This window comes from Paenibacillus caseinilyticus, assembly GCF_027533645.1.
Classification (GTDB): Bacteria; Bacillota; Bacilli; order Paenibacillales; family NBRC-103111; genus Paenibacillus_G; species Paenibacillus_G caseinilyticus.
Window position 1 is genome coordinate 384,881 of sequence record NZ_JAQAGY010000002.1, and the last position, 21,018, is coordinate 405,898.

Genomic DNA, 21,018 nt, shown 5'->3' on the forward strand with positions numbered 1-21,018 from the left:
TACATTTTATACTGCCGGTCTGTTTTTTGTTTTCCGCATCCATTTTCTTTTTTCGGAATTTCAGGTATAGTTGAGAAGATAAGGCATACTGAAGATGAGGAGGCCCCCGTAGTGGATTGCATTTTTTGTAAAATCGTCGAAGGCACCATTCCATCCAAGAAGGTGTTCGAGAACGAGCAGGTAGTCGCATTTCATGACATCCAGCCTGCGGCACCCGTACATATCCTCATCATCCCCAAGAAGCATATTTCATCAATGAACGATGTCGGGGAAGGGGATTGGCCTTTGCTTGGGGAAGTGCAGCGCGCGGCCCAGGCGATCGCCAGAGAGCAGGGGGTTGCGGAATCGGGGTATCGTCTTGTCAACAACTGCGGGAAAGACGCGGGCCAGCTGGTGTTCCACCTGCATTATCACCTGCTGGGCGGTCAAAATTTAGGGGGCTTACTGGCCTGATGGGCAGAAACTTCCGTAAGTTTCCGATATTGGGTTGACACCTAGATTCTGTTTCCCCTATAATGAAGTTTGATGAATGTCTTTTGTTGTCTTGGACGGTCTGTTCGGAGGGAGGGAAAACTGGTGTCAGAAACTCGAGTTCGCAAGAACGAAACTATAGATGCTGCACTTCGCCGCTTTAAGCGTTCCATCGCTAAAGATGGCGTGTTGGCGGAGGTTAAGAAACGCAAGCATTACGAGAAGCCAAGCGTGAAGCGCAAGAAGAAGTCAGAGGCTGCTCGCAAGAGAAAGTTCTAGGAGGCTTTTAATCGATGAGCTTAAGCGACAGATTAAATGACGACATGAAGCTTGCGATGAAGAGTCAAGACAAGTTTAAACTCTCCGTAATCCGTATGGTTCGGGCAGCTATCAAGAATATCGAGATAGATACGCGCAAAACCTTAGATGACCAAGAAGTGCTTGACGTTCTGAATCGCGAGATCAAACAGCGCAAAGATTCCCTCCAAGAATTTGAGAAAGCCGGCCGTGAAGATTTGGCCGAAAGCCTGAAAGCAGAAGTCGCCATTCTCATGGACTACATGCCGCAACAGCTATCTGATGAGGAAGTTAAAGCCATTGTACAGCAGACCATCCAAGAAGTGGGAGCTTCTTCAAAGGCGGATATGGGTAAGGTCATGGGCGCTTTGATGCCAAAGGTAAAAGGACGGGCTGACGGGAAAGTGGTCAACGGTTTCGTTCAAGCATTATTGTCCTAACACAGTGAAAAACACTCCGGTAGCGGGGTGTTTTTCTTTTTTTCTTGGGGGCGTGAATCGATTTCCGCCGGACTGCGTACTATTCGGTACAGACGGATACGGCCGTATTCGCGTGCAAAGGAGGATACCCATGGTGAATCGAAAGCAAGGCCGCTCGTTGGGCGCCCAGGGCTTCTGCAGGCTTGCGGTAATGCTGCTGCTGCTCCCGTTCCTGCTGGGGCTGCCGGTCGGCGCGGCGGAGGCTGACGCTTCTGCGGCTTCCTCTACCCCGCAGGCTTCGCCGGTCGTTGTGATTCCCGTACATCAAAGCGTGGAATCGGGGTTGCAGGCCTTTTTGGAGCGTGCGTTCCGGGAAGCGGAGGAAATGAATGCGCATACGATCATACTCGACCTCGATACGTTCGGAGGAAGGGTCGATTCGGCGCAGGCGATCGGCGAGCTCGTGAAAAACAGCCCGGTTCCCACGATTGCGTATGTCAGAGGCAAGGCGTTGTCGGCTGGAAGCTACATTGCGCTGAATGCGGGTAAGATCGCTATGGAGCCGGGAAGCTCTATGGGAGCTGCTGCCGTAGTGGACGGGGCGGGCAACGAAATCGAGAATATCAAGATCATTTCCGCTTGGTCCGGCCTGATGAAGGGGGCGGCGGAACTACGGGGCCGAAGTCCGGCGATTGCGGAGGCCATGGTCGATAAGAATGCCGGCGTCGACCTGCCGCAGATCGGGCGATCCGTACCCAAAGGGCAGATTCTGACTCTCACTGCCGACGAGGCCGTCAAGGTGGGGTATGCGGAGGCGGTAGCTGCCGACTTGGATTCGGTCGCTGCTTTGATGGGGGGGAGCGGTCATCCGCTGGTGAATCTGGAGCCGAGTCTTGCGGAGCGCGTAGCCCGCTTCGTAACCGAACCCTGGATCGCGTCGCTCCTGCTCATGGTGGGCATTGCCGGCATCCTGATTGAACTGTTTGTGCCGGGCTTCGGGGTTCCGGGATTGCTCGGTCTGCTCGGCTTCGGTCTTTATTTCTTCGGACATTATATAGCGGGCTTTGCCGGGTTTGAGGAAATGGCCTTATTCGCCGCGGGGATTCTGCTCTTGGTGGCCGAAATTTTCGTCTCCTCGTTCGGCATCCTTGGTCTGCTTGGTGCCGCCGCCCTGGTCAGTGGTGTGGTCATGGCCGCCTACAACACGAGGCAGGCCGTATGGAATCTCGGGGCCGCCTCCATCGTCGCGCTGGTGGTGGCGGGGGTTGTCATCTGGATCTTCCGCCGAAGGGGCGTGTGGAACCGGTTTATTCTGAGCGAGCGCCTGACCACGGAGCAGGGTTATGTGTCTGCGAACCGCCGTGAAGATCTGCTGGGCGCGACAGGCAGATCCCTAACTTCGCTGAGACCGTCCGGTACGGCACAGTTCGGGGAGGAACGGGTGGATGTGGTGACGCAGGGCGAGTTCATGCCTGCGGGCAGCCTGTTGATCGTCACACAGGTGGAAGGGGCCCGGGTCGTGGTGAAAGAGCACAGAGAAGCACAGAACAACAGGCTTTAACCTTATTTTTAGGAGGAAACTATATGGACGGATCTCTCATTACACTTCTGCTTCTGGCTGCGCTGGCGGTCATCGTGCTGTCGGTGTTCTTTACTTTCGTACCAGTGATGCTGTGGATCTCGGCGCAGGCGTCAGGCGTTCGAGTCGGCATGATTACCCTTGTGGCGATGCGGCTGCGCCGCGTTCTTCCGAGCCGGATCGTTAATCCGATGATCAAGGCGACGAAGGCGGGCCTGGGGCTTACGATCAACCAGCTCGAGAGCCACTTTCTGGCGGGCGGGAACGTGGATCGTGTCGTGAACGCGCTGATTGCGGCCCATCGGGCGAATATCCACCTGGAATTCGAGCGGGCTGCCGCCATTGACCTGGCAGGCCGGGACGTGCTGCAGGCTGTACAGATGAGCGTCAACCCCAAAGTGATCGAGACGCCTACCGTATCGGCCGTGGCCAAAGACGGGATCGAGGTCAAAGTCATCGCACGGGTTACGGTCCGTGCGAATATCGAACGACTGGTCGGCGGTGCGGGGGAAGAGACGATTATCGCCCGGGTTGGCGAAGGGATTGTGACGACGGTCGGGTCGGCCGCTTCGCATAAAGAGGTGCTCGAGAACCCGGACCTCATCTCGCGGACAGTTCTTGGTAAAGGGCTCGACGCCGGGACGGCTTTTGAAATCCTGTCGATCGATATTGCGGATGTGGACGTAGGTAAGAACATCGGCGCCCACCTGCAGACCGAGCAGGCCGAAGCCGACAAGCGGATCGCACAGGCCAAGGCGGAAGAACGCCGCGCCATGGCGGTTGCGCAGGAACAGGAGATGAAGGCCCGTGTCGTCGAGATGAAGGCGAAGGTCGTCGAGGCGGAGTCCGAAGTGCCTCTGGCGATGGCTGAAGCGCTGCGCGAAGGCAAGATGGGCGTCATGGATTACATGAATCTTAAAAATATCGATGCGGATACCCAAATGCGTTCGAGCCTCGGCCGCATGAACGAGCCGGGCAAAGACGGCGAGGATGCCTGAGTTTTCGCTGGGCTAGGGAAAGGGTGTGATCCCGGGTGAGGGTAGTTGAATTTTTGCTCAGCAACTGGTTTATTGTCGTGATCGGCTATATTGTTGTGACCGCCTTCCTGCGCAAAGCGCGCGGAGGCGGAGAGGGCGGCTCGGCTGCGCCTAAGCGGTCCATGCCGCCGTTCGGAGGCGGAGGCGAGGGTGGCTGGCCTGCGAGGCCTTCTGCTCCGCCGGAGGCGCAGCAGGGCAGCTCTGGCCCGTCAGGCCGTCCGGCGGCAGCAGCCCGCCCGGTCCGGCAGGCGATGCCGGACCACCGGCCAGAGCCTGCGCCAAGCGAAGCCCGGACGCTCCGTCGGCAGGAGCCGCCAGCCACGGCCGTGGAGGCCCCCAGGGCGCCTGCGCGCCCTTCGGGAGCCGCTGCGGACGCGGGCGGCGGGCTCTTACGGCTGAAGCCGCAGGACGCCGCCCGCGGGCTGTTGTGGGCCGAGATTCTCGGTCCGCCGCGGGCGAAGCGCCCCTACCGGCGCTAGCCGATTTTTGCAGCATAAGCTCTGTTGTCGACCCCTTACCGGGTCGGGAGCAGGGCTTTTTTTGCTGTGCGCGGGCCTGACGGGAAGCGGTCAGGGCATAATTCCCAGCCGCGGGCATATGGTGTAAATAGCCCCCGGTATGTGCCTATGGAATGCTGCGGAAGCTGGAATCTGTTTCCTTGGAACGGAACCGACTGCGGCGGGGGTTGCTTTAGTCAAAGTGGCTGCTAATGAAGGCTTGAACGAGCTTATGCTTTCGAAGTCGTTTTCCCCTCGGGAAAAACTTAGAGCTTATGCTTACGCAGTGGTTTTCTTCCAGAAAACCTTCAGGAGGAGGTTACCCATGCGCTCTCTGACCCGCCGGCTCAATCAATTTACTGCCAAACTGCTCGACCTGCCTCAAGACGTGGTCATGGACCTCCCCCGCATGACGATGATCGGCAATATGCAGCTGTACATCGAGAATCACCGCGGGGTGCTGCATTTTTCGAGTGATCTTTTGAAGCTGGCTCTCTCCAAGGGGAGGCTCGAAGTATATGGGTCGGATCTGGTGATCCGCGCGATTCTGTCGGAGGAAGTTTTCGTTGAAGGGCTCATTCAGGATGTCAAATATATTCCGTAGGCGGAAAGGGGCGGAAAGCCGTGAAATCTTCGATGATTCAGCGCATACGCGGTTTTGTGGTGGTTGAAGTCAGGGGGAGGCAGCTCGAGGGGCTGCTGAACCGTATGACGGAGCGGCGGATGTCCATGTGGGACATCCGGATTACGGCTGAGGGCCAGGCGACGCTCTGCCTGACGCTGCCTGATTTTTTTCGCCTTCGCCGGCTGCTCAAAGAGACAGGCTGCCGGGTGCGTGTGCGGGAGCGTCACGGAGTTCCCTTTCTGCTGGACAAGCTGGAGCGGAGGAAGTTTTTTGCCATTGGGCTGCTGGGGTTTGTAATCGGGGTGTACCTGCTGTCCTCTATGGTGTGGAGAGTGAGCGTGGAGGGGAATGAGAAGATCTCAACTGAACAAATCCTGGCGGCGGCCAAGGCTCAAGGAATCCGGACCATGCAGTGGAAGTACCGGCTCAGGGAGCCCGTAGAGCTCTCCCGGAGCCTGCAGGGGCAGCTGCCGGGGGCGGCGTGGATCGGGGTGGAAATCAAGGGTACCCACGTTATCATCAAGGTCGTGGAGGCTACGGTGCCCGAGGCGAAGCCGCTGATGAATCCTCGGCATCTCGTCGCATCGAAGAATGCGATGGTGACCCACATTTTTGCGGAGAAGGGCCGTCCGGCCGTTAAGGTGAATACTTATGTGCGCAAGGGCGATATTCTCATCTCGGGGATTCTCGGGGACGAGACGAACCAGCAGACCGTCGTGGCGGCCGGCAAGGTGAAGGGGCTCGTGTGGTACAAGCCGACGGTGGAAGTGCCGCTCACCCAGCGCTATAAAGTATATACAGGAGAAACGAAGACCCGCTCCTACCTGGTCCTCGGCACCCGGGGGCTGCAGGTGTACGGATACGGCAAGCTGCCCTTCGAGCAGTATGAGACCCTCCCCGAGCGGAAGACGCTCTCCTGGCGCAATTTTGCCCTTCCTGTCGGCTGGCTGAAGGAGAAGCTGATGGAGGTGAATTATATCGAGCAGCCGGTGGATCCGAAGGAAGCATCGGCGATCGGGCTCGAGCAGGCCAAGGGTCAAATTTTGGCGGAAGCTGGCCCGGAAGCGCGGATCGTAGGCGAAAAAATTTTGCATGAAAAGGCGGAGAATGGTAAAGTTTATATGGAAGTACATCTTGAAGTGGAAGAGCTTATCGCGGCTGAACAGCCTATCGTGGCCGAACAGCCGATCGTTCCATAACCAATACAGCGAAGAGGTTTCGGGGTGTAAAGTTTTTCGTGTCCTTGCCGTTAGGCGGAGATAGGGTATGTTTGCCGGAGAGGTTACGGGCCGCCTTTGAATTCGAATTCTTACCCTGGTATATAGCCGGATAAGAAGAATTCGAATTCAAGAGCGGCCGCAGGCAAACATTCCCCGTTCGCAGCGTAACGGGGCCTCTGGACACGAATCTCTTTTCACCGCGCCATAAACCCGGAGGAGAGATTACAACTGTACATGGACCAAGCGACGACCGTCAAAGTGGCACTGAAGAACCCCGCCGAAGGACAAGCCCTGTTCGGCCCGCAGGACAAGTTCCTGCGCCTGATCGAAGCGGAACTTCCGGCGACGATCTATACCCGCGAAGAGGAGATCATCATTGCGGCTTCCCAGCATGAGGCCGAGCGGCTCGAACAGCTGTTCACCGTACTGCTCGAGCTCATCCGGGGCCAGTACAACCTCACCGAACGCGATGTGCAGTACGCCGTAGAGCTCGCCAAGGAGATGAAGGCCGACCAGCTGCTCGATCTCTTCAAAGGCGAAATCGCCGTCACGCATAAGGGCAAACCGATCCGCGTGAAGACGATCGGCCAGAAGCAGTATGTCAGCGAGATCAAGAAGAAAGACATCGTCTTCGGGATCGGGCCTGCGGGGACGGGCAAAACCTACATTGCCGTCGTGCTCGCCGTCGCCGCGCTCAAGGAAGGCAAAGTGAAGCGGATTGTCCTCACGAGGCCTGCCGTGGAAGCGGGAGAGAGCCTTGGTTTCCTGCCCGGAGACCTGCAGGAAAAAGTTGACCCTTATCTGCGCCCATTGTATGATGCACTTAACGATGTGCTCGGGCCCGAGCAGGTGCTGAAGGCACTCGAACGCGGACTCATCGAGATCGCGCCGCTCGCCTATATGCGCGGAAGAACGCTTGACGACTCGTTCATCATTCTCGACGAGGCACAGAACACCACGCCCGAGCAAATGAAGATGTTCCTCACGAGGCTCGGTTTCGGTTCGAAGATGGTAATCACAGGAGACGTCACGCAGATCGATTTGCCCCGCGGCAAGTCGTCAGGTCTTGTGGAAGCCCGGCGGATCCTGAGCCGTGTGGAAGAGATCGGCTTCATTACGTTCGCAGAGCAGGACGTGGTGCGTCACTCCTTGGTGCAGAGAATCATCATGGCCTACAATGAGGACAAAGAAGGCTGAGGAAGGGCTGACCTTTCGTCATGAACAACCGTGTTTCCATTCAAGGCAAATTCCAGTACCGGCTCGCCGGTTGGAGATACAGCGCCGTAGTGCGCTTTCTTCTTTTTTTGGCACTCGCACTCGTGATCTATGGGGCGCTGCTTCACCGGATTGTTCCGCAGACCTATGATATCAAGCCGGGCTCGATCGCCGAGAAGGACATTCTGGCTCCCTATGCCATTCCGAACGAGGCCGCTACGAATAAAGCGAAGGACGAAGCGGCTCAGCGGGAGCAGCCGGTATACCAGATTGTTCCGCTGAAGAACGAACAGGCGGTAGAAGCCATTTTTCAGAAGCTTCAGCAGATTAATGCCGACCCTGAGGTGGCTCCCGCCGACAAGGTAAGCATCTATAAGACGGTTATTCCTACCCTGATCGGGGACCATTTGGAACGACAGATGAAAACGTACACAGGCAACGGACAGTACAGCGATGAACTGCTGGTGGAGATGCGCAAGAACTTCCGGGAGCAGGAGTACCGCATCCCGGAGGAGGCTTATTACAAGATTCCGCGCCTGACCCAGGAGGATCTGACGGAGATGGGGACCGTGGCGACGGGAATCGTGTCCCGGCTCATGGACGAACCGATTCTCGATGCACAGGCGGCCCGCGTGAAGGTGGCGGAGCTCGTCAATGCTTCCAACCTTACGAAGAATATCGCCAGGGAGCTCGTCCAGGAGCTCGTCCGGGCGGCGTTGACTCCGAACAAGTTCTATGACCAGAAGGGCACTGAAGAAGCGAAGGGCCATGCCAGAGATAACGTCAAGCAAGTGTATGTCAATAAGAACGATGTGCTTGTCGCCAAAGGCGAGAAGATCACGGACGAATTGTACCAGCGTCTCTCCGCCCTGAAGCTGCTCAAAGACGATACGAGCTACTGGCCGAACCTTGGACTCTTTTTGTTTTCCATCCTCTGCTGCCTGCTGCTCTATATGTTCGTGCGCCAAAGCACGCTGCCTGTGAACCACAATAACGTACAGCTCCTGATGCTCATACTCATTATCGCCGTGACGGTGGCGGTTATGAAAATTTTTTCGTTGATCCAAAGTTTGGAGTATCCTTATATCGCTTACCTTGCGCCGGTGGCGCTGGGGGCGATGCTGACGACGATCCTGCTCAATGCCCAGCTGGCCGTTGTGGTCACTGTGCTGATCGGTGTGGCGGCCAGTGTCGTATTCAACAGTGACCATGTACAGCCGTTCGAGCTCAAATACGGGCTGCTCGCGATGACGAATTCGTTCGCCGCGATTTTCTCGATCCAGCGTGCCTCTCAGCGCTCCTCCATCCTGAAGGCGGGGATGATGATCTCGCTGCTCGCGATGGCGCTGGTCGGTTCGCTCGTGCTGCTGGACGATCAGGAGACGCGGCGCAGCGCCATGTTCGCCTTGTCGTTCGCGCTCGGTGGGGGGCTCATCACTGCCGTATTCGTGATCGGCCTGCTGCCGTTCTTCGAAGTGGCGTTCGGCATCTTGTCTCCGCTGAAGCTTGTAGAGCTGTCGAATCCGAACCATCCGCTGCTGCGCAAGCTGCTCACCGAGACGCCGGGAACGTATCATCACAGCGTCATGGTAGGCAACTTGTCCGAAGCGGCGGCGGAGGCGATCGGTGCCGACGGGCTGCTCTGCAGGGTGGGGGCCTATTATCACGACATCGGCAAGACGAAGCGACCGAGCTATTTCATTGAGAACCAGACGAACATCGAGAATCCGCATGACCGGATCGACCCGGCGCTGAGCAAGTCGATTATTGTGGCGCATGCCCGGGACGGGGTGGAGATGCTCCGGGATGCCGGCATACCGAAGCCGATCCGGGATATCGCCGAGCAGCATCACGGTACGACCCTGCTGACGTTCTTTTACTATAAGGCGAAGAAACAGGCCGAGGAACGCGGCGAGAAGCCGCCGGAAGAGCTCGAGTACCGCTATCCCGGGCCGAAGGCCCAGACCAAGGAAGCGGCCATCGTCGGCATAGCGGACTGCGTGGAAGCTGCCGTGAGATCCCTGCGCAATCCGACAGTCGAGCAGATCGACTCCATGGTGCGCAAGATCATCAAGAACCGTCTCGACGACGGCCAGTTCAACGAATGCGACCTGACGATCAAGGAGCTGGATCTTGTGGCGAAGACGCTGAACGAAGCTTTGCTCGGCATTTTCCACTCCCGTATCGAATATCCGACGGCCGAGCTGCCGGCCAATAGGCCCGCGGCCATAGCGGCCGTCCCTGAATCCACTGACGAGGTGAACCCATGACGCTGCAGCTCTCCTGGAACAACGAGCAAGAATCATATGAGATTACACCCGAGCTCATCGGGAAATTGGAAGAACTTCTGCGGCTTGCAGGCAAGCAGGAGGGAGTGACGGACGGCGAGGTCGCCTTGACCTTCGTGGACGATGCGGCCATTCAAGAGCTGAACCGCCAGTACCGCGGCCTCGACAAGCCGACCGACGTCCTGTCCTTTGCGATGCTGGAGATGGGCGATGACGAGATCGAGATCATCTATGGCGACGAAGAAGAGTTCATCGACGAGACCGATCTGCGCGATGCGCACAAGCTCGATTCGGCCGATGAGCCCGAGGATGCCGAAGCGTCCGATGGAGCGGAGGACGGCGGGGAAGACTTCGAAGAGCCCCTCGGCGATATCATTATTTCCGTTCCCCGTGCCATAGCCCAGGCGGAGGAGTACGGCCATTCCGTCGATCGGGAGCTCGGCTTCCTGTTCGTGCACGGCTTCCTTCATTTGATCGGATACGACCACGGCGATGAGGAAGAGGAGAAAGTCATGTTCGGCAAGCAGGAGCAGATTCTGCAGCAGGCGGGACTCACCCGGTGAAACCGCCGGTGAAATGGCAGCGGAGCTTCCGGTATGCTTACGAAGGCGTGAAGTATGCGCTGGCTACTCAGCGGAACATGCAGTTTCACTTCGGTGCCGCGCTCTTCGTGCTTGCCTTCGCCCTGTGGTTCGGTCTCTCCAAGACCGATGTGCTATTCATTCTGCTGGCGGTTACGCTGATGATCGTGACCGAACTCATCAATACCGCTGTCGAAAAAGCGGTCGATCTCGCCATGCCGGACCTGCATCCCCTTGCCAAGATTGCCAAAGACGTAGCTGCAGCCTCCGTATTGGTGACTGCAGCTTTTGCTGCAGTTACGGGCATGATCGTATTCTACGATCCGATCGACCGCCTCTTGCGGACGGCCAGGCTCAGTGAGAGCGGCACGCTGACGGCGGGCACCGTATGGGTGCTCTTGTCCCTGATCGTGCTTACCGTGATCGTGGTGCAGACCCGCTTCTCGGAGAAAGGCAATTGGGTCAAGCCGAGTCTCCTGACCACGGTGGCTTTTGCCGTCGCGACGCTCATCGCCTGCAGATCCGCCGATACGCTGGCGGCGCTGCTCGGATTTTTCCTGGCGGCCGTGCTCGTCTTCGTCCTGTATGAGAAGCAGGGCAGAAGCCTCGCATCCTTGATTCTCGGCGCCCTGCTCGGCATCTTTTTGACCGTGCTGGCTTTTTATCTCTATCCGCTATAAGCTAGTAGCATGGCAATCCCCTTGAAGGAGCGTGTTTCCCATGGACCCGCAACAATTGATCCGCTTGGCACAGGAAGCAAGACAACGGGCATATACGCCTTATTCCGGCTTCAAGGTTGGCGCCGCGCTGCTCGATAGCACCGGACAAGTGCATATGGGCTGCAATGTCGAGAATGCGGCCTACGGTCCGACGAACTGCGCGGAGCGGACCGCACTGCACCGGGCCATCGCCGACGGCGCCGCTCCCCGATCGTTCACCGCCATCGCCGTAACGGGCGATACCGCAGGTCCGATTTCGCCTTGCGGCGTGTGCCGCCAGGTGCTCGTGGAGCTGTGCGCGCCGGATATGCCCGTCTACCTCTCGAACCTCAAGGGGGACGTGGCGGTAACCACGGTGGCCGCGCTGCTTCCGGGGGCTTTTACATCACAAGATTTGGACGGAGGAACAACAGATTGAAGTCTTCTACTAACAGCACCAAAGGGTTTAAATCCGGTTTCGTATCGATTATCGGACGGCCGAATGTCGGCAAATCGACACTGATGAACCAGGTCATCGGCCAAAAAATCGCGATCATGTCGGATAAACCGCAAACGACGCGCAACAAAATTCATGGGGTATACACGACGGACGCGGCCCAGATTGTTTTCCTCGATACCCCGGGGATCCACAAGCCGCAGTCGAAGCTCGGCGATTATATGATGAAGACCGCACAGGGCACCCTGGGCGAAGTCGACGCTATCCTGTTCCTGATCGATGTGGTAGAGGGGCTGGGCGGCGGGGACCGTTTCATTATCGAGCAGCTCAAGAAGGTCACGACCCCGGTTATCCTCGTGCTTAATAAAATCGACCAGGTGCAGCCCGAATCGCTGCTGCAGGTGATTACCACGTACAAGGATTTGCATTCGTTCGCTGAGATTGTACCGGTGTCGGCGAAGAGCGGCAATAATGTGAATACGCTGCTGGAGCAGGTTATCAAGTACCTTCCGCAGGGGCCGCATTATTATCCGGCGGATCAAGTGACGGATCATCCGGAGCAGTTTGTCTGCGCCGAGCTGATCCGCGAGAAAATCCTGCATATGACGCGCGAGGAAATCCCTCACTCCATAGCGGTATCGATCGAGGATATGAAGGTGGAAGAGAACGGGCTCGTCCATATTAGCGCGGTGATCTTCGTCGAGCGCGATTCCCAGAAGGGGATCATTATCGGCAAGAAGGGCGCGCTGCTGAAGGAAGTCGGACGTCAGGCCCGTGGGGATATCGAACGGCTGCTCGGATCCAAGACCTTCCTGGAGCTGTGGGTCAAGGTGAAGAAGGATTGGCGCAACCAGGAGCGCGTGTTGAAGGATCTCGGTTTCCGCAACGACTAGCTTTTGGGCGGGAGCCTTGTTTCACCCCGGTGGAAAACGTGTAATGGAAAGCATACATGCCAGTTTTTGTGCGGGCATACTACAGGATCAATCGATCCATCCTAAACATATAAACAGGTATTGTAATCGACATGTCACCACTGGGGAGGATGAACCATGAAAGATTTTTCGTGGAAGTATTTTTCAATGACCGGAGATGTGGATGCTTACCTGCTATACAAGCAATCGAACGGTGAAGACGGGGAAGAGCAGGAGATGGAAGAAGAGCTTGCCCATGAGTCTCTCGAATGGATGCAGTAGGCAAGGAAGCAGGGTCCGCGCAGGGAGAGGCTGTCCATGCAGTACAGGGTGCAAGGCATTGTAATCCGCAGTACGGATTATGGGGAAGGCAACAAAATTATCACGCTGTTCACCAGGGAATATGGGAAGATGGGTGTTGTCGCCCGCGGCGTGAAGAAGGTAAAGAGCCGGTACGGTTCGACGGTCCAGCTCTTTACCTTCGGCGATTATTCGTTCTTCAAGTCCGGAGGCCTCGGTACGCTGAATCATGCAGAAATTATCGAAGCATTCCATAAAATCAGGGAAGATTTGGACAAGGCCGCCCACGCCTCCTATCTTGCGGAACTGACGGACCGGATGATGGGGGATCAGGAAGGGGAGCCTTTTTTGTTCGACCAGCTCAAGGCGAGCATGCAGGCGATTCAAGAAGACAAGGATCTGCAGATTATCGGGCATCTCTATGAGATGAAGCTCCTGATGCATGCCGGCTATCAACCTGAGCTCGAACGATGCGTAGTGTGCGGACAAGCTTCGGAGGCCGCCGCTTTCAGCATCGGCCTGGGGGGGATGATGTGCGAGCGCTGCATTCTGCGGGATCCCCAAGCGTTCCGGCTGACGCCGGGCGTATACAAGCTGCTTCGGCTGTTCGTCCAGATGGATGTGCGGCGTCTCGGACAGATCGATGTCAAGCCTCAGACCAAAGAACGGCTGAAAGAAATTCTTCGCGCCTATTTCGACCAGCATGTGGGTGTCCGGCTCAAGTCGCGCGATTTTCTAGATCAGATGGATAAATACGGCGTATAAAAAAATCCGTCCGTCCTTGAAATTGTGAAATTGACATGTTTTGGGTGGCGTAGTATTATAATATGATACACACCCAAGAAGAGATTTTCTCGTTCGCAGGTCTGATTTCAGGCTTGGAGCGGGATTTTTTGTTGTTACGGGGGCGACAATAAAGCATCGAAGCCGTGCGGCGTTCGCGTAGCAAGCTTCGGGCAGCCCTTCTGGGGCCGAGCATGTGGGCGGATGAAACATTTTTTGCCGCTTGTTCGTAGTAAGTATAGAAGGAAGAGCGGGAGGAAGGCGCACAGCCGCCCGAATCCGGCTTGGGGCAGAAAGAGGAGGGGGCGCATGGAAACAATGCATAAACCGGTCGTGTTCGTAGTGTCCGATTCGGCGGGAGACACGGGGGAAGCTGTGGTCCGGGCGGCCGCCGTGCAGTTCGATCCGCAGCAGGTAGAGATCCGCCGGGTGCCGTTCATCGGGGATATCTCGGATATCGACCGTGTGGTCCGCTCGGTTCTGGAACGCAGCGGTTTCATCGTCTTCACGCTGGTTATTCCTGAGCTTCGCGATTATTTGATCGAGCAGGCGGAGCGGTACCGTATTCCCTATATCGACCTGCTGGGACCGGTGCTCCAGACGCTCGAGAACTCGCTGAAGCAGGAGTCCCGCCACCAGCCGGGCATGATCCATAAGCTGGACGAGGATTACTTCAAGAAAGTGGAAGCGGTCGAATTTGCCGTCAAATATGACGACGGCCGGGATTTTACCGGGATTCTGCAGGCGGACATCGTGCTCGTCGGCGTGTCGAGGACCTCGAAGACACCCCTCTCGATGTATCTGGCGCACAAGAAATTCAAAGTCGCGAACGTACCGCTCGTCCCGGAAATTGCGCCTCCGGAGCATTTATTCAATGTATCGAAGCATAAGATTGTAGGACTGCGGATTGATCCGGTCAAGCTCAACATGATTCGGACAGAGCGGCTGAAGACGCTCGGCCTGCCGGATAGCGCCACCTATGCCAATGTCCAGCGCATTCATATGGAGCTTGAATATGCAGACAGCATTATGAAGCGAATCGGATGTACCGTAATCGATGTTTCGAACAAGGCCGTGGAAGAAACGGCATCCGTTATCATCGATATGTACCGATCGCGGTAATACTTTTGATGGGGTGGAGCAGGATTTTTTATCCTTTCAGCGTATATAATATTACGGTATTCCGGAGCAGGACATTTCCGGCAGGAGTTATATGACGTATAAAATTATTGTGGATGCGGATGCATGTCCGGTGAAAGATGAAATTGCAAAGGCAGCCCGCGCTTTTGGCACGCCGGTCATTATGGTCGCTTCCTTCGACCACCGGCTGCAGGAATCCGAAGGCGTCGCTGTCGTACAGGTAGACCGAAGCGATCAATCGGCAGATCTCTATATTGCGAACCGAATCGCTGCAGGCGATGTGCTCGTCACGCAGGACTTTGGGCTTGCGGCTCTGGCGCTGGGCAAGAAAGCGATCGCTTTATCGAACCGCGGGCAAATGTACAGTGACCGTTCGATCGATTTTTTGTTGGAGCGCAGGCACGAACAGGCTAAACAAAGGCGCGGCGGCAAGCATTCGAAGGGGCCCCGGCCGTTCACAGACGAGGATCGTCAGCACTTTCTACAAACTTTGACAAAAGTTTTGCGAAACTTGCAGGAGAATCGTCCGCAGTAGCGAATACGTATACGTGTTAATTCGATTGAAGGTGGATAGGATGAGTAACGGACGCTTACCCCAGGAAGTCATTGATACGGTGCTGAAGGCTCACGACATTGTCGAAGTGGTCGGCCGCCACGTGCATTTGACCAAACAGGGGCATTACCTCAAAGGGCTGTGTCCTTTTCATTCCGAGAAGACACCCTCTTTCACTGTCACGCCTGAGAAACAGATCTATCACTGCTTCGGCTGCGGTGCCGGAGGCAACGCCATTCGGTTCGTCTCCGAGGTGGAGGGCCTGTCATTCGGGCAGGCGGTACGCAAGCTTGCGGAAGAAGCGCATCTGCAGCTTGGCCTGGATGCTCATACAGGCGCCGGATCCGAGCCCCGGGAGAACCCGGAGCGCAAGAAGCTGATCGAGGCGCATGAACTGGCGGCGAAGCTTTACCAGTATATCCTGCATAACACCGAGCAGGGCCGGCCGGCCAAGGAATATCTGCACGGCCGCGGAATCAGCGACAAGCTCATGGAGACGTTCGGCATCGGGTTCATCCCGAACTCCTGGGATACGCTGACGAAGCTGCTCGACCGCAAGGGATTCCCGCTGGATCTCATGGAACGGGGCGGACTGCTTACGGAAAGAGACGGCGGCGGATACTATGACAAGTTCCGCGACCGGGTGATCTTCCCGATCCAGGATTGGAAGGGGCAGGTGATCGCCTTCGGCGGAAGAGCGATGGGCGAATCGAATGCGAAGTATCTGAATTCGCCGGAGAGTCTCTTGTTCCATAAGAGCCGCACGCTCTACAATCTCCACGGGGCAAGGCCCCAGATACGCAAGACGCAAGAGCTGGTGCTCTTCGAAGGCTACATGGATGTCATCCGCGCGTGGGATGCCGGAGTACATAATGGGGTAGCCACCATGGGTACGGCTTTGACGCCGGAGCACGCTGAAGCCATCCGCCGATTGGCCGAACGGGTAACGATCGCCTTCGACGGCGACCATGCCGGACAGACGGCGGCGCTGAAGTGTATCCCGCTGCTCGAGAAGGCGGGCTGCCAAGTCCGGGTAGCCATGCTGCCGGGAGGACTTGATCCCGACGAGTATATCCGGGACAACGGTTCTGAACGATTCGTGCGTGAGGTGCTGGGCACCGCCGTACCGTCGTTTAAATATAAACTTCTTTATTCCCGTCGCAATTTCAAGCTGCAGGAGGATGCGGGTAAGCTCAATTACATTATGCACGGTCTCGGACTGATTGCGGAGCTTTCTTCACCGATCGAACGGGAGCACTATGTCAAAGATCTCATTTCTGAGTTCCATTATTCCTATGATACTGCTATGCAGACGGTGAATGAACACCGGATGAAAGCGGAAAAAAAGAGAGATTCCGGGGATAATAAAGACGTTCCGTGGAATAATGGTATGAATGAAGGAAGGCCCCGTGAACAAGCCCGGTCTATGGTTCCTGCTTATCAAAATGCGGAAAGGCAGCTGCTTGCCGCCATGATGCTGGACCGTGAGATTGCAGCTTATGTCGAACGCGAGCTGGGGGATGGGTTCAATATGGAAGCTCACTCGGCGATCGCCGCCTACTTGTACGCCTACTATGCCGAAGGGTTCGAGCCGAACGTAAGCACCTTCATCGGCATGCTGCAGGATGACAAGCTGGAGAGCTTGGCCAGTTCCCTGACGCTGAACGACAACCGCAGCGGAATCAATGATACCGTCATAGACGACTATATCCGGCAGATTCGAAGGTTTCCGCTGCTGCAGGCTCTTGAGCGGAAGAAGGAAGAAGTGAAAGTAGCAGAACGTTCAGGGGATATCACCAAGGCCCTGCAATTAGGCAGTGAGATTATTTCCCTAGAAAAGCAGTTGAAATCATCCTGATTCGGCCATACGTTTTACGGGTGAATTCTAGGGAGGAGGGAGCTAAGATTATGGCAAACGATCAACGGACGGAACTAGAGACAGAGCTTACGCTTGACCAGGTGAAGGATCAGCTGATTGAGCAGGGCAAGAAACGCTCCGCCATTACTTACAAAGAAATCATGGAGAAACTGGCCCCGTTTGACCAGGACCCGGACCAGATCGACGAGTTCTTCGAACAGCTCCAAGAGATGGGCATCGATGTAGGGAACGAAACGGACGAAGATCAAGAGATGAGTCCGCTTGATAGGGATAGGGATCGGGACCGCGATGGCGAGCATGACGAATTTCACTTCGACGACGATTTGTCGCTTCCTCCAGGGATCAAGATTAACGATCCCGTTCGGATGTATTTGAAGGAAATCGGCCGTGTGCCGCTCTTGTCGGCAGAGGATGAGGTCGATCTTGCGAAGCGGATCGAGCTTGGAGACGAAGAGGCGAAACGCCGGCTGGCGGAAGCGAACTTGCGGCTCGTCGTAAGTATCGCGAAGCGCTATGTGGGTCGTGGCATGCTGTTCCTCGATCTGATTCAGGAAGGCAATATGGGTCTGATCAAGGCGGTCGAGAAATTCGATCATACCAAAGGCTATAAATTCAGTACGTATGCCACCTGGTGGATTCGCCAGGCGATTACCCGTGCCATTGCAGACCAGGCTAGAACGATCCGGATTCCGGTACATATGGTGGAAACCATCAACAAGCTCATCCGGGTTTCCCGTCAACTGCTGCAGGAACTCGGACGCGAACCGACGCCGGAAGAAATAGCTAAAGAAATGGATCTCAGTACGGATAAAGTGCGTGAGATTATGAAGATTGCACAGGAGCCCGTCTCGCTCGAAACGCCGATCGGGGAAGAGGATGATTCCCATCTGGGGGATTTTATCGAGGACCAGGAGGCATTGGCGCCGGCGGATGCCGCCGCTTACGAGCTGCTCAAAGAACAGCTGGAGGATGTGCTCGATACGCTGACCGAAAGAGAAGAGAACGTACTGCGTTTGCGGTTCGGACTCGACGACGGACGGACACGTACCTTGGAGGAAGTGGGCAAAGTGTTTGGCGTCACGCGCGAGCGGATTCGCCAGATCGAAGCCAAAGCGCTTCGCAAGCTCCGCCACCCGAGCCGCAGCAAGCGGCTTAAAGATTTCTTAGAATAGATTGATCTCTTACCATAAGGCCTTCCTCCGTTATCGGAGGGAGGCCTTATGTTTTGGAGGGCCTGAGCCGATAAAGAGGATAAGACTACGTGGCAAAGGCCTTGGGGGTCACAGCGAATGGATGACAAAAAGAAAATCATGATCCGTGAAATCGAGCATTGGCGGCGCAGCCGGCTGCTCCCTGAACATTACTGCGATTTCCTGCTCAACCTGTATCTCGACCAGAACGAACCCAAGCCGGAGCGGCGCGGCCCGCTGGGTCTGTCTCCTTCCGGAATAAAGAACAGCAATTGGAAAATATGGGCATTGGGATTAGTCTCCATAGCCGTCATTGCCTTAACTGCTCTTAATTTTAACGCTTTTGAATTACCAATGCAAATTGGAATCTCCCTCCTGTTTTTGGCCATCTTATACGGATTTGGCGGCTACAAGCGAGGAAAGGAGCCTATGTCCTCGCAAATCCTTCTTGGTATGGCGTCTTTGTTCGCGCTCTGCATAGGGGTTTATTTGCTGAATGCCCATGGGCTGGGGGCGCCGGTGCCTATCGTAGGGTACGTGTTTCTCTGCAGTCTGCTCTGGATCGGTACCGGAATGCTGGCACGGTTCGTGCTCTTCCAACTTTGCGGCTGGGTTTCGCTTACATTCTGTTATGGCTGGCTGCTCCATCACCAGCTCGAGACGCTGGATTGGGCTACGCTGGAGCTGAGCTGGGTGCCGCTCGCTCTCTTGTTTTGCTGGCTTTCCTGGATGATTCACGAGCGGAGCCGTCAAAGCGCGCTGGTCTTTTTTCTTTTGTCCCTGATTGTTTGGTATATGCCGGAATTATATGGTATGCTGTATGCCGAACAGTATGGCGGGGAGACGGTGCAGTGGATGCTTCTTGGCAAGATGGTGATCGAAGCGGCACTGTTGTTCTTCTGGCGAAAAAAATGGATTGAGTGGGTTGTCTAACATGATACGTTTATCGCAAAGGCTTCAAACCATAGCGAAGGAGGTCCCAGCGGGCAGCCGGCTAGCCGATATCGGCTCCGATCATGCGCTGCTGCCCTCCTTTTTGGCGCAGCAGGGGATCATTGCCGGCGGTGTAGCCGGCGAAGTCAATGAGGGGCCGCGGGATGCCGCGGCTCGTCAGGTGCGGTCTGCCGGGCTGAGCGGGCGCATTGATGTCCGGCTCGGCGATGGGCTCGCGGTGCTCTCCCCCGGTGAGGTGGATGTCGTGACGATTGCCGGCATGGGCGGCGTGCTGATCGCATCCATCCTCGAGGAAGGGAAGAGCAAGCTCGAGGGTGTCAAACGGCTGATTCTGCAGCCCAATGTCGGAGAGGGCGCCGTCAGACAATGGCTGCTGGATGAGGGCTGGGTGCTGATCCGGGAGCAGATTCTCGAAGAAGACGGCAAGCGTTATGAAGTGCTGACCGCAGTCAGATCCGACGAAGCGGACAGGACCAACGAAGAAGTGTACAAGCCGCAGGTGCTGCGCGAGGGACTGACGGCGGATAGGGAACTGCTGCTGAAGCTAGGGCCGTATTTGCTGCAGGAAGCCTCACCGGTATGGAGCGCCAAGTGGAGGGACGAACTGCAGAAGCTGGAGATGATTGTATCCCGGCTCGGGCAGTCGGAGCTGGAGGCTTCCAAGGAGAAGCAGGCGGAGATCCGCCGCGAGATTGAGGTAATGGAGGAGGTGCTGGCCGCATGTACGCCAAAGGCCAAGCCGTCATCGCACTGATGGAGGAGCTCGCTCCGAAGTCTTATGCGGTAGCTGACGATAAGATTGGGCTTCAAATCGGAACCCTTCAAAAGGAGATCCGTAAAGTGCTCGTGGCGCTCGATGTGACCGATGAGGTCGTGGAAGAAGCGATCCGGGAGGATGCGAATCTGATCATTGCGCACCATGCGGTGATCTTCCGGCCACTCCCGCACATCCAGACAGATACGCCGGCCGGACGCTTATATGAGAAGCTCATCAAGCACGACATTGCCGTCTATATCTCCCACACGAACCTGGATGTGGCGGATGGCGGCATCAATGACATGATGGCGGAAGCCATCGGTCTGACCGTGACCGAACCGCTCGATGAAGTGCATACCGACAAGCTGAAGAAGCTCGTCGTCTTTGTGCCGAAGGATGCAGCGGAGAAGGTCCGGGAAGCCATGTTCTCGGCGGGAGCGGGCGGCATCGGACGGTACAGCCATTGCTCCTTCAATATCGATGGGACGGGCACATTCCTTCCGGGAGAGGGAACCGACCCATATATCGGCCGCAAAGGACAGCTCGAGGAAGTCAGTGAAGTCCGGGTCGAAACAATCCTTCCCCAAAGCGTGGAGCGTAAGGTAGTGCAGGCGATGCTGAAGGCGCATCCATATGAGGAAGTGGCCTACGACTTGTACTCCCTTGATCTCAAAACCCGCACCTTCGGGCTGGGGCGCGCCGGCAAGCTGCCGAAGCCGGTAACGCTGCAGGAGCTGTGCGAGAAGGTTAAGGAAGTATTCGAGGTGCCGATGCTGCGCGTCGTAGGTGATCCCGGGAAGGTGATTCGCAAGGCGGCGGTACTCGGCGGCTCCGGCGCCCGTTATGTACGGCATGCCCAGTTCGCAGGAGCGGACGTGCTCGTGACCGGGGATATCGACTATCATACGGCGCACGATGCGCTTGCCGCCGGCATGGCAATTATCGATCCGGGACATAACGTGGAGAAGATCATGAAGCAGGGCGTAGCCTCTTATCTCGAGCGCAAGCTCGCGGAGCGCAAGTGGGCCACGGGCGTCATCGCTTCCGGCATCAACACGGAACCGTTCCGATTCGTATAGGAGGAAGCATCGGTCCAGGTCTATTACAGGATAGAGTCTTCCAGTTGTAATTTGTTTCGATTCCTTGTATACTAGCTCTTGCATCGAA

23 protein-coding genes are annotated in these 21,018 nt (G+C 56.4%); all 23 read left to right on the top strand.

The window, feature by feature from the left end; all coding sequences use genetic code 11:
* Positions 1-111: 111 nt before the first annotated feature.
* The 23 genes from O9H32_RS04400 to O9H32_RS04510 all read left to right on the top strand — a co-directional run bounded on the left by O9H32_RS04400 (position 112) and on the right by O9H32_RS04510 (position 20,930).
* Complete coding sequence (locus O9H32_RS04400) at positions 112-453, top strand: histidine triad nucleotide-binding protein (protein ID WP_269864648.1); 342 nt, start codon at positions 112-114, stop codon at positions 451-453.
* Between the two features lie 123 nt (positions 454-576).
* Entirely contained in the window at positions 577-750 is a 174-nt protein-coding gene (gene rpsU / locus O9H32_RS04405) for a 30S ribosomal protein S21 (protein ID WP_010491812.1), read from the top strand.
* 14 nt (positions 751-764) lie between these two features.
* Positions 765-1,208 (top strand): GatB/YqeY domain-containing protein, encoded by a 444-nt coding sequence (locus tag O9H32_RS04410; RefSeq protein ID WP_269864650.1) that lies wholly within the window; start codon positions 765-767, stop codon positions 1,206-1,208.
* Positions 1,209-1,338: 130 nt separating this feature from the next.
* Positions 1,339-2,748 (top strand): NfeD family protein, encoded by a 1,410-nt coding sequence (locus tag O9H32_RS04415; RefSeq protein ID WP_269864651.1) that lies wholly within the window; start codon positions 1,339-1,341, stop codon positions 2,746-2,748.
* A gap of 23 nt (positions 2,749-2,771) precedes the next feature.
* On the top strand, positions 2,772-3,764 hold the full coding sequence (gene floA / locus O9H32_RS04420; RefSeq protein WP_269864652.1) for a flotillin-like protein FloA: 993 nt from the start codon (positions 2,772-2,774) through the stop codon (positions 3,762-3,764).
* Between the two features lie 35 nt (positions 3,765-3,799).
* Positions 3,800-4,282 carry a hypothetical protein gene (locus O9H32_RS04425; RefSeq protein WP_269864653.1) on the top strand — a complete coding sequence of 161 codons (483 nt, stop codon included), beginning with the start codon at positions 3,800-3,802 and terminating at the stop codon, positions 4,280-4,282.
* 343 nt (positions 4,283-4,625) lie between these two features.
* The gene (yqfC, locus tag O9H32_RS04430) at positions 4,626-4,904 is read left to right on the top strand and encodes a sporulation protein YqfC (protein ID WP_269864654.1); all 279 of its coding nucleotides are present in this window, start codon (positions 4,626-4,628) and stop codon (positions 4,902-4,904) included.
* A 20-nt stretch (positions 4,905-4,924) separates the two neighbouring features.
* Positions 4,925-6,124 carry a sporulation protein YqfD gene (gene yqfD, locus O9H32_RS04435; RefSeq protein WP_269864655.1) on the top strand — a complete coding sequence of 400 codons (1,200 nt, stop codon included), beginning with the start codon at positions 4,925-4,927 and terminating at the stop codon, positions 6,122-6,124.
* A gap of 255 nt (positions 6,125-6,379) precedes the next feature.
* Entirely contained in the window at positions 6,380-7,342 is a 963-nt protein-coding gene (locus tag O9H32_RS04440; RefSeq protein ID WP_269864656.1) for a PhoH family protein, read from the top strand.
* 20 nt (positions 7,343-7,362) lie between these two features.
* A complete protein-coding gene (locus O9H32_RS04445; protein ID WP_269864658.1) occupies positions 7,363-9,630 on the top strand; it encodes an HD family phosphohydrolase in 2,268 nt (755 codons plus the stop codon).
* A complete protein-coding gene (ybeY, locus tag O9H32_RS04450; protein ID WP_269864659.1) occupies positions 9,627-10,211 on the top strand; it encodes an rRNA maturation RNase YbeY in 585 nt (194 codons plus the stop codon). Before O9H32_RS04445 ends, ybeY begins: the two co-directional genes overlap by 4 nt.
* Positions 10,208-10,909 carry a diacylglycerol kinase gene (locus tag O9H32_RS04455; RefSeq protein ID WP_269864660.1) on the top strand — a complete coding sequence of 234 codons (702 nt, stop codon included), beginning with the start codon at positions 10,208-10,210 and terminating at the stop codon, positions 10,907-10,909. The genes ybeY and O9H32_RS04455 overlap by 4 nt, the downstream gene beginning before the upstream one ends.
* Positions 10,910-10,949: 40 nt before the next feature.
* Positions 10,950-11,366 (top strand): cytidine deaminase, encoded by a 417-nt coding sequence (cdd, locus tag O9H32_RS04460; protein ID WP_269864661.1) that lies wholly within the window; start codon positions 10,950-10,952, stop codon positions 11,364-11,366.
* Entirely contained in the window at positions 11,363-12,277 is a 915-nt protein-coding gene (gene era, locus O9H32_RS04465; protein WP_269864662.1) for a GTPase Era, read from the top strand. Before cdd ends, era begins: the two co-directional genes overlap by 4 nt.
* A 156-nt stretch (positions 12,278-12,433) precedes the next feature.
* Positions 12,434-12,577, top strand: a complete 144-nt coding sequence (locus O9H32_RS04470; RefSeq protein WP_269864663.1) for a YqzL family protein — start codon at positions 12,434-12,436, stop codon at positions 12,575-12,577.
* A gap of 36 nt (positions 12,578-12,613) precedes the next feature.
* Positions 12,614-13,360, top strand: a complete 747-nt coding sequence (recO, locus tag O9H32_RS04475) for a DNA repair protein RecO (protein ID WP_269864665.1) — start codon at positions 12,614-12,616, stop codon at positions 13,358-13,360.
* Between the two features lie 327 nt (positions 13,361-13,687).
* A complete protein-coding gene (locus O9H32_RS04480; RefSeq protein ID WP_269864666.1) occupies positions 13,688-14,500 on the top strand; it encodes a pyruvate, water dikinase regulatory protein in 813 nt (270 codons plus the stop codon).
* Positions 14,501-14,591: 91 nt separating this feature from the next.
* Positions 14,592-15,053 (top strand): YaiI/YqxD family protein, encoded by a 462-nt coding sequence (locus O9H32_RS04485; RefSeq protein ID WP_269864667.1) that lies wholly within the window; start codon positions 14,592-14,594, stop codon positions 15,051-15,053.
* Positions 15,054-15,093: 40 nt separating this feature from the next.
* A complete protein-coding gene (gene dnaG, locus O9H32_RS04490) occupies positions 15,094-16,929 on the top strand; it encodes a DNA primase (RefSeq protein WP_269864668.1) in 1,836 nt (611 codons plus the stop codon).
* Positions 16,930-16,979: 50 nt separating this feature from the next.
* Positions 16,980-18,122: an RNA polymerase sigma factor RpoD gene (gene rpoD / locus O9H32_RS04495; protein WP_269864669.1), complete on the top strand. Its 1,143-nt coding sequence runs from the start codon at positions 16,980-16,982 to the stop codon at positions 18,120-18,122.
* Positions 18,123-18,239: 117 nt separating this feature from the next.
* Positions 18,240-19,073: a hypothetical protein gene (locus O9H32_RS04500; protein ID WP_269864670.1), complete on the top strand. Its 834-nt coding sequence runs from the start codon at positions 18,240-18,242 to the stop codon at positions 19,071-19,073.
* 1 nt (position 19,074) lies between these two features.
* On the top strand, positions 19,075-19,848 hold the full coding sequence (locus tag O9H32_RS04505; protein WP_269864671.1) for a tRNA (adenine(22)-N(1))-methyltransferase: 774 nt from the start codon (positions 19,075-19,077) through the stop codon (positions 19,846-19,848).
* A complete protein-coding gene (locus tag O9H32_RS04510) occupies positions 19,815-20,930 on the top strand; it encodes a Nif3-like dinuclear metal center hexameric protein (protein ID WP_269864672.1) in 1,116 nt (371 codons plus the stop codon). The genes O9H32_RS04505 and O9H32_RS04510 overlap by 34 nt, the downstream gene beginning before the upstream one ends.
* The last annotated feature ends 88 nt before the right edge of the window (positions 20,931-21,018 follow it).

What these genes read in the sequence shown, in the direction of transcription:
- O9H32_RS04410 (WP_269864650.1), top strand. Translation starts at nt 765, where the DNA reads ATGAGCTTAAGCGACAGATTAAATGACGACATGAAGCTTGCGATGAAG.
- O9H32_RS04440 (WP_269864656.1), top strand. Translation starts at nt 6,380, where the DNA reads ATGGACCAAGCGACGACCGTCAAAGTGGCACTGAAGAACCCCGCCGAA.
- O9H32_RS04485 (WP_269864667.1), top strand. Translation starts at nt 14,592, where the DNA reads ATGACGTATAAAATTATTGTGGATGCGGATGCATGTCCGGTGAAAGAT.
- O9H32_RS04505 (WP_269864671.1), top strand. Translation starts at nt 19,075, where the DNA reads ATGATACGTTTATCGCAAAGGCTTCAAACCATAGCGAAGGAGGTCCCA.
- O9H32_RS04415 (WP_269864651.1), top strand. Translation starts at nt 1,339, where the DNA reads ATGGTGAATCGAAAGCAAGGCCGCTCGTTGGGCGCCCAGGGCTTCTGC.
- O9H32_RS04500 (WP_269864670.1), top strand. Translation starts at nt 18,240, where the DNA reads ATGGATGACAAAAAGAAAATCATGATCCGTGAAATCGAGCATTGGCGG.
- floA (WP_269864652.1), top strand. Translation starts at nt 2,772, where the DNA reads ATGGACGGATCTCTCATTACACTTCTGCTTCTGGCTGCGCTGGCGGTC.
- yqfC (WP_269864654.1), top strand. Translation starts at nt 4,626, where the DNA reads ATGCGCTCTCTGACCCGCCGGCTCAATCAATTTACTGCCAAACTGCTC.
- O9H32_RS04445 (WP_269864658.1), top strand. Translation starts at nt 7,363, where the DNA reads ATGAACAACCGTGTTTCCATTCAAGGCAAATTCCAGTACCGGCTCGCC.
- O9H32_RS04480 (WP_269864666.1), top strand. Translation starts at nt 13,688, where the DNA reads ATGGAAACAATGCATAAACCGGTCGTGTTCGTAGTGTCCGATTCGGCG.
- dnaG (WP_269864668.1), top strand. Translation starts at nt 15,094, where the DNA reads ATGAGTAACGGACGCTTACCCCAGGAAGTCATTGATACGGTGCTGAAG.
- recO (WP_269864665.1), top strand. Translation starts at nt 12,614, where the DNA reads ATGCAGTACAGGGTGCAAGGCATTGTAATCCGCAGTACGGATTATGGG.
- O9H32_RS04470 (WP_269864663.1), top strand. Translation starts at nt 12,434, where the DNA reads ATGAAAGATTTTTCGTGGAAGTATTTTTCAATGACCGGAGATGTGGAT.
- O9H32_RS04510 (WP_269864672.1), top strand. Translation starts at nt 19,815, where the DNA reads ATGTACGCCAAAGGCCAAGCCGTCATCGCACTGATGGAGGAGCTCGCT.
- cdd (WP_269864661.1), top strand. Translation starts at nt 10,950, where the DNA reads ATGGACCCGCAACAATTGATCCGCTTGGCACAGGAAGCAAGACAACGG.
- ybeY (WP_269864659.1), top strand. Translation starts at nt 9,627, where the DNA reads ATGACGCTGCAGCTCTCCTGGAACAACGAGCAAGAATCATATGAGATT.
- rpoD (WP_269864669.1), top strand. Translation starts at nt 16,980, where the DNA reads ATGGCAAACGATCAACGGACGGAACTAGAGACAGAGCTTACGCTTGAC.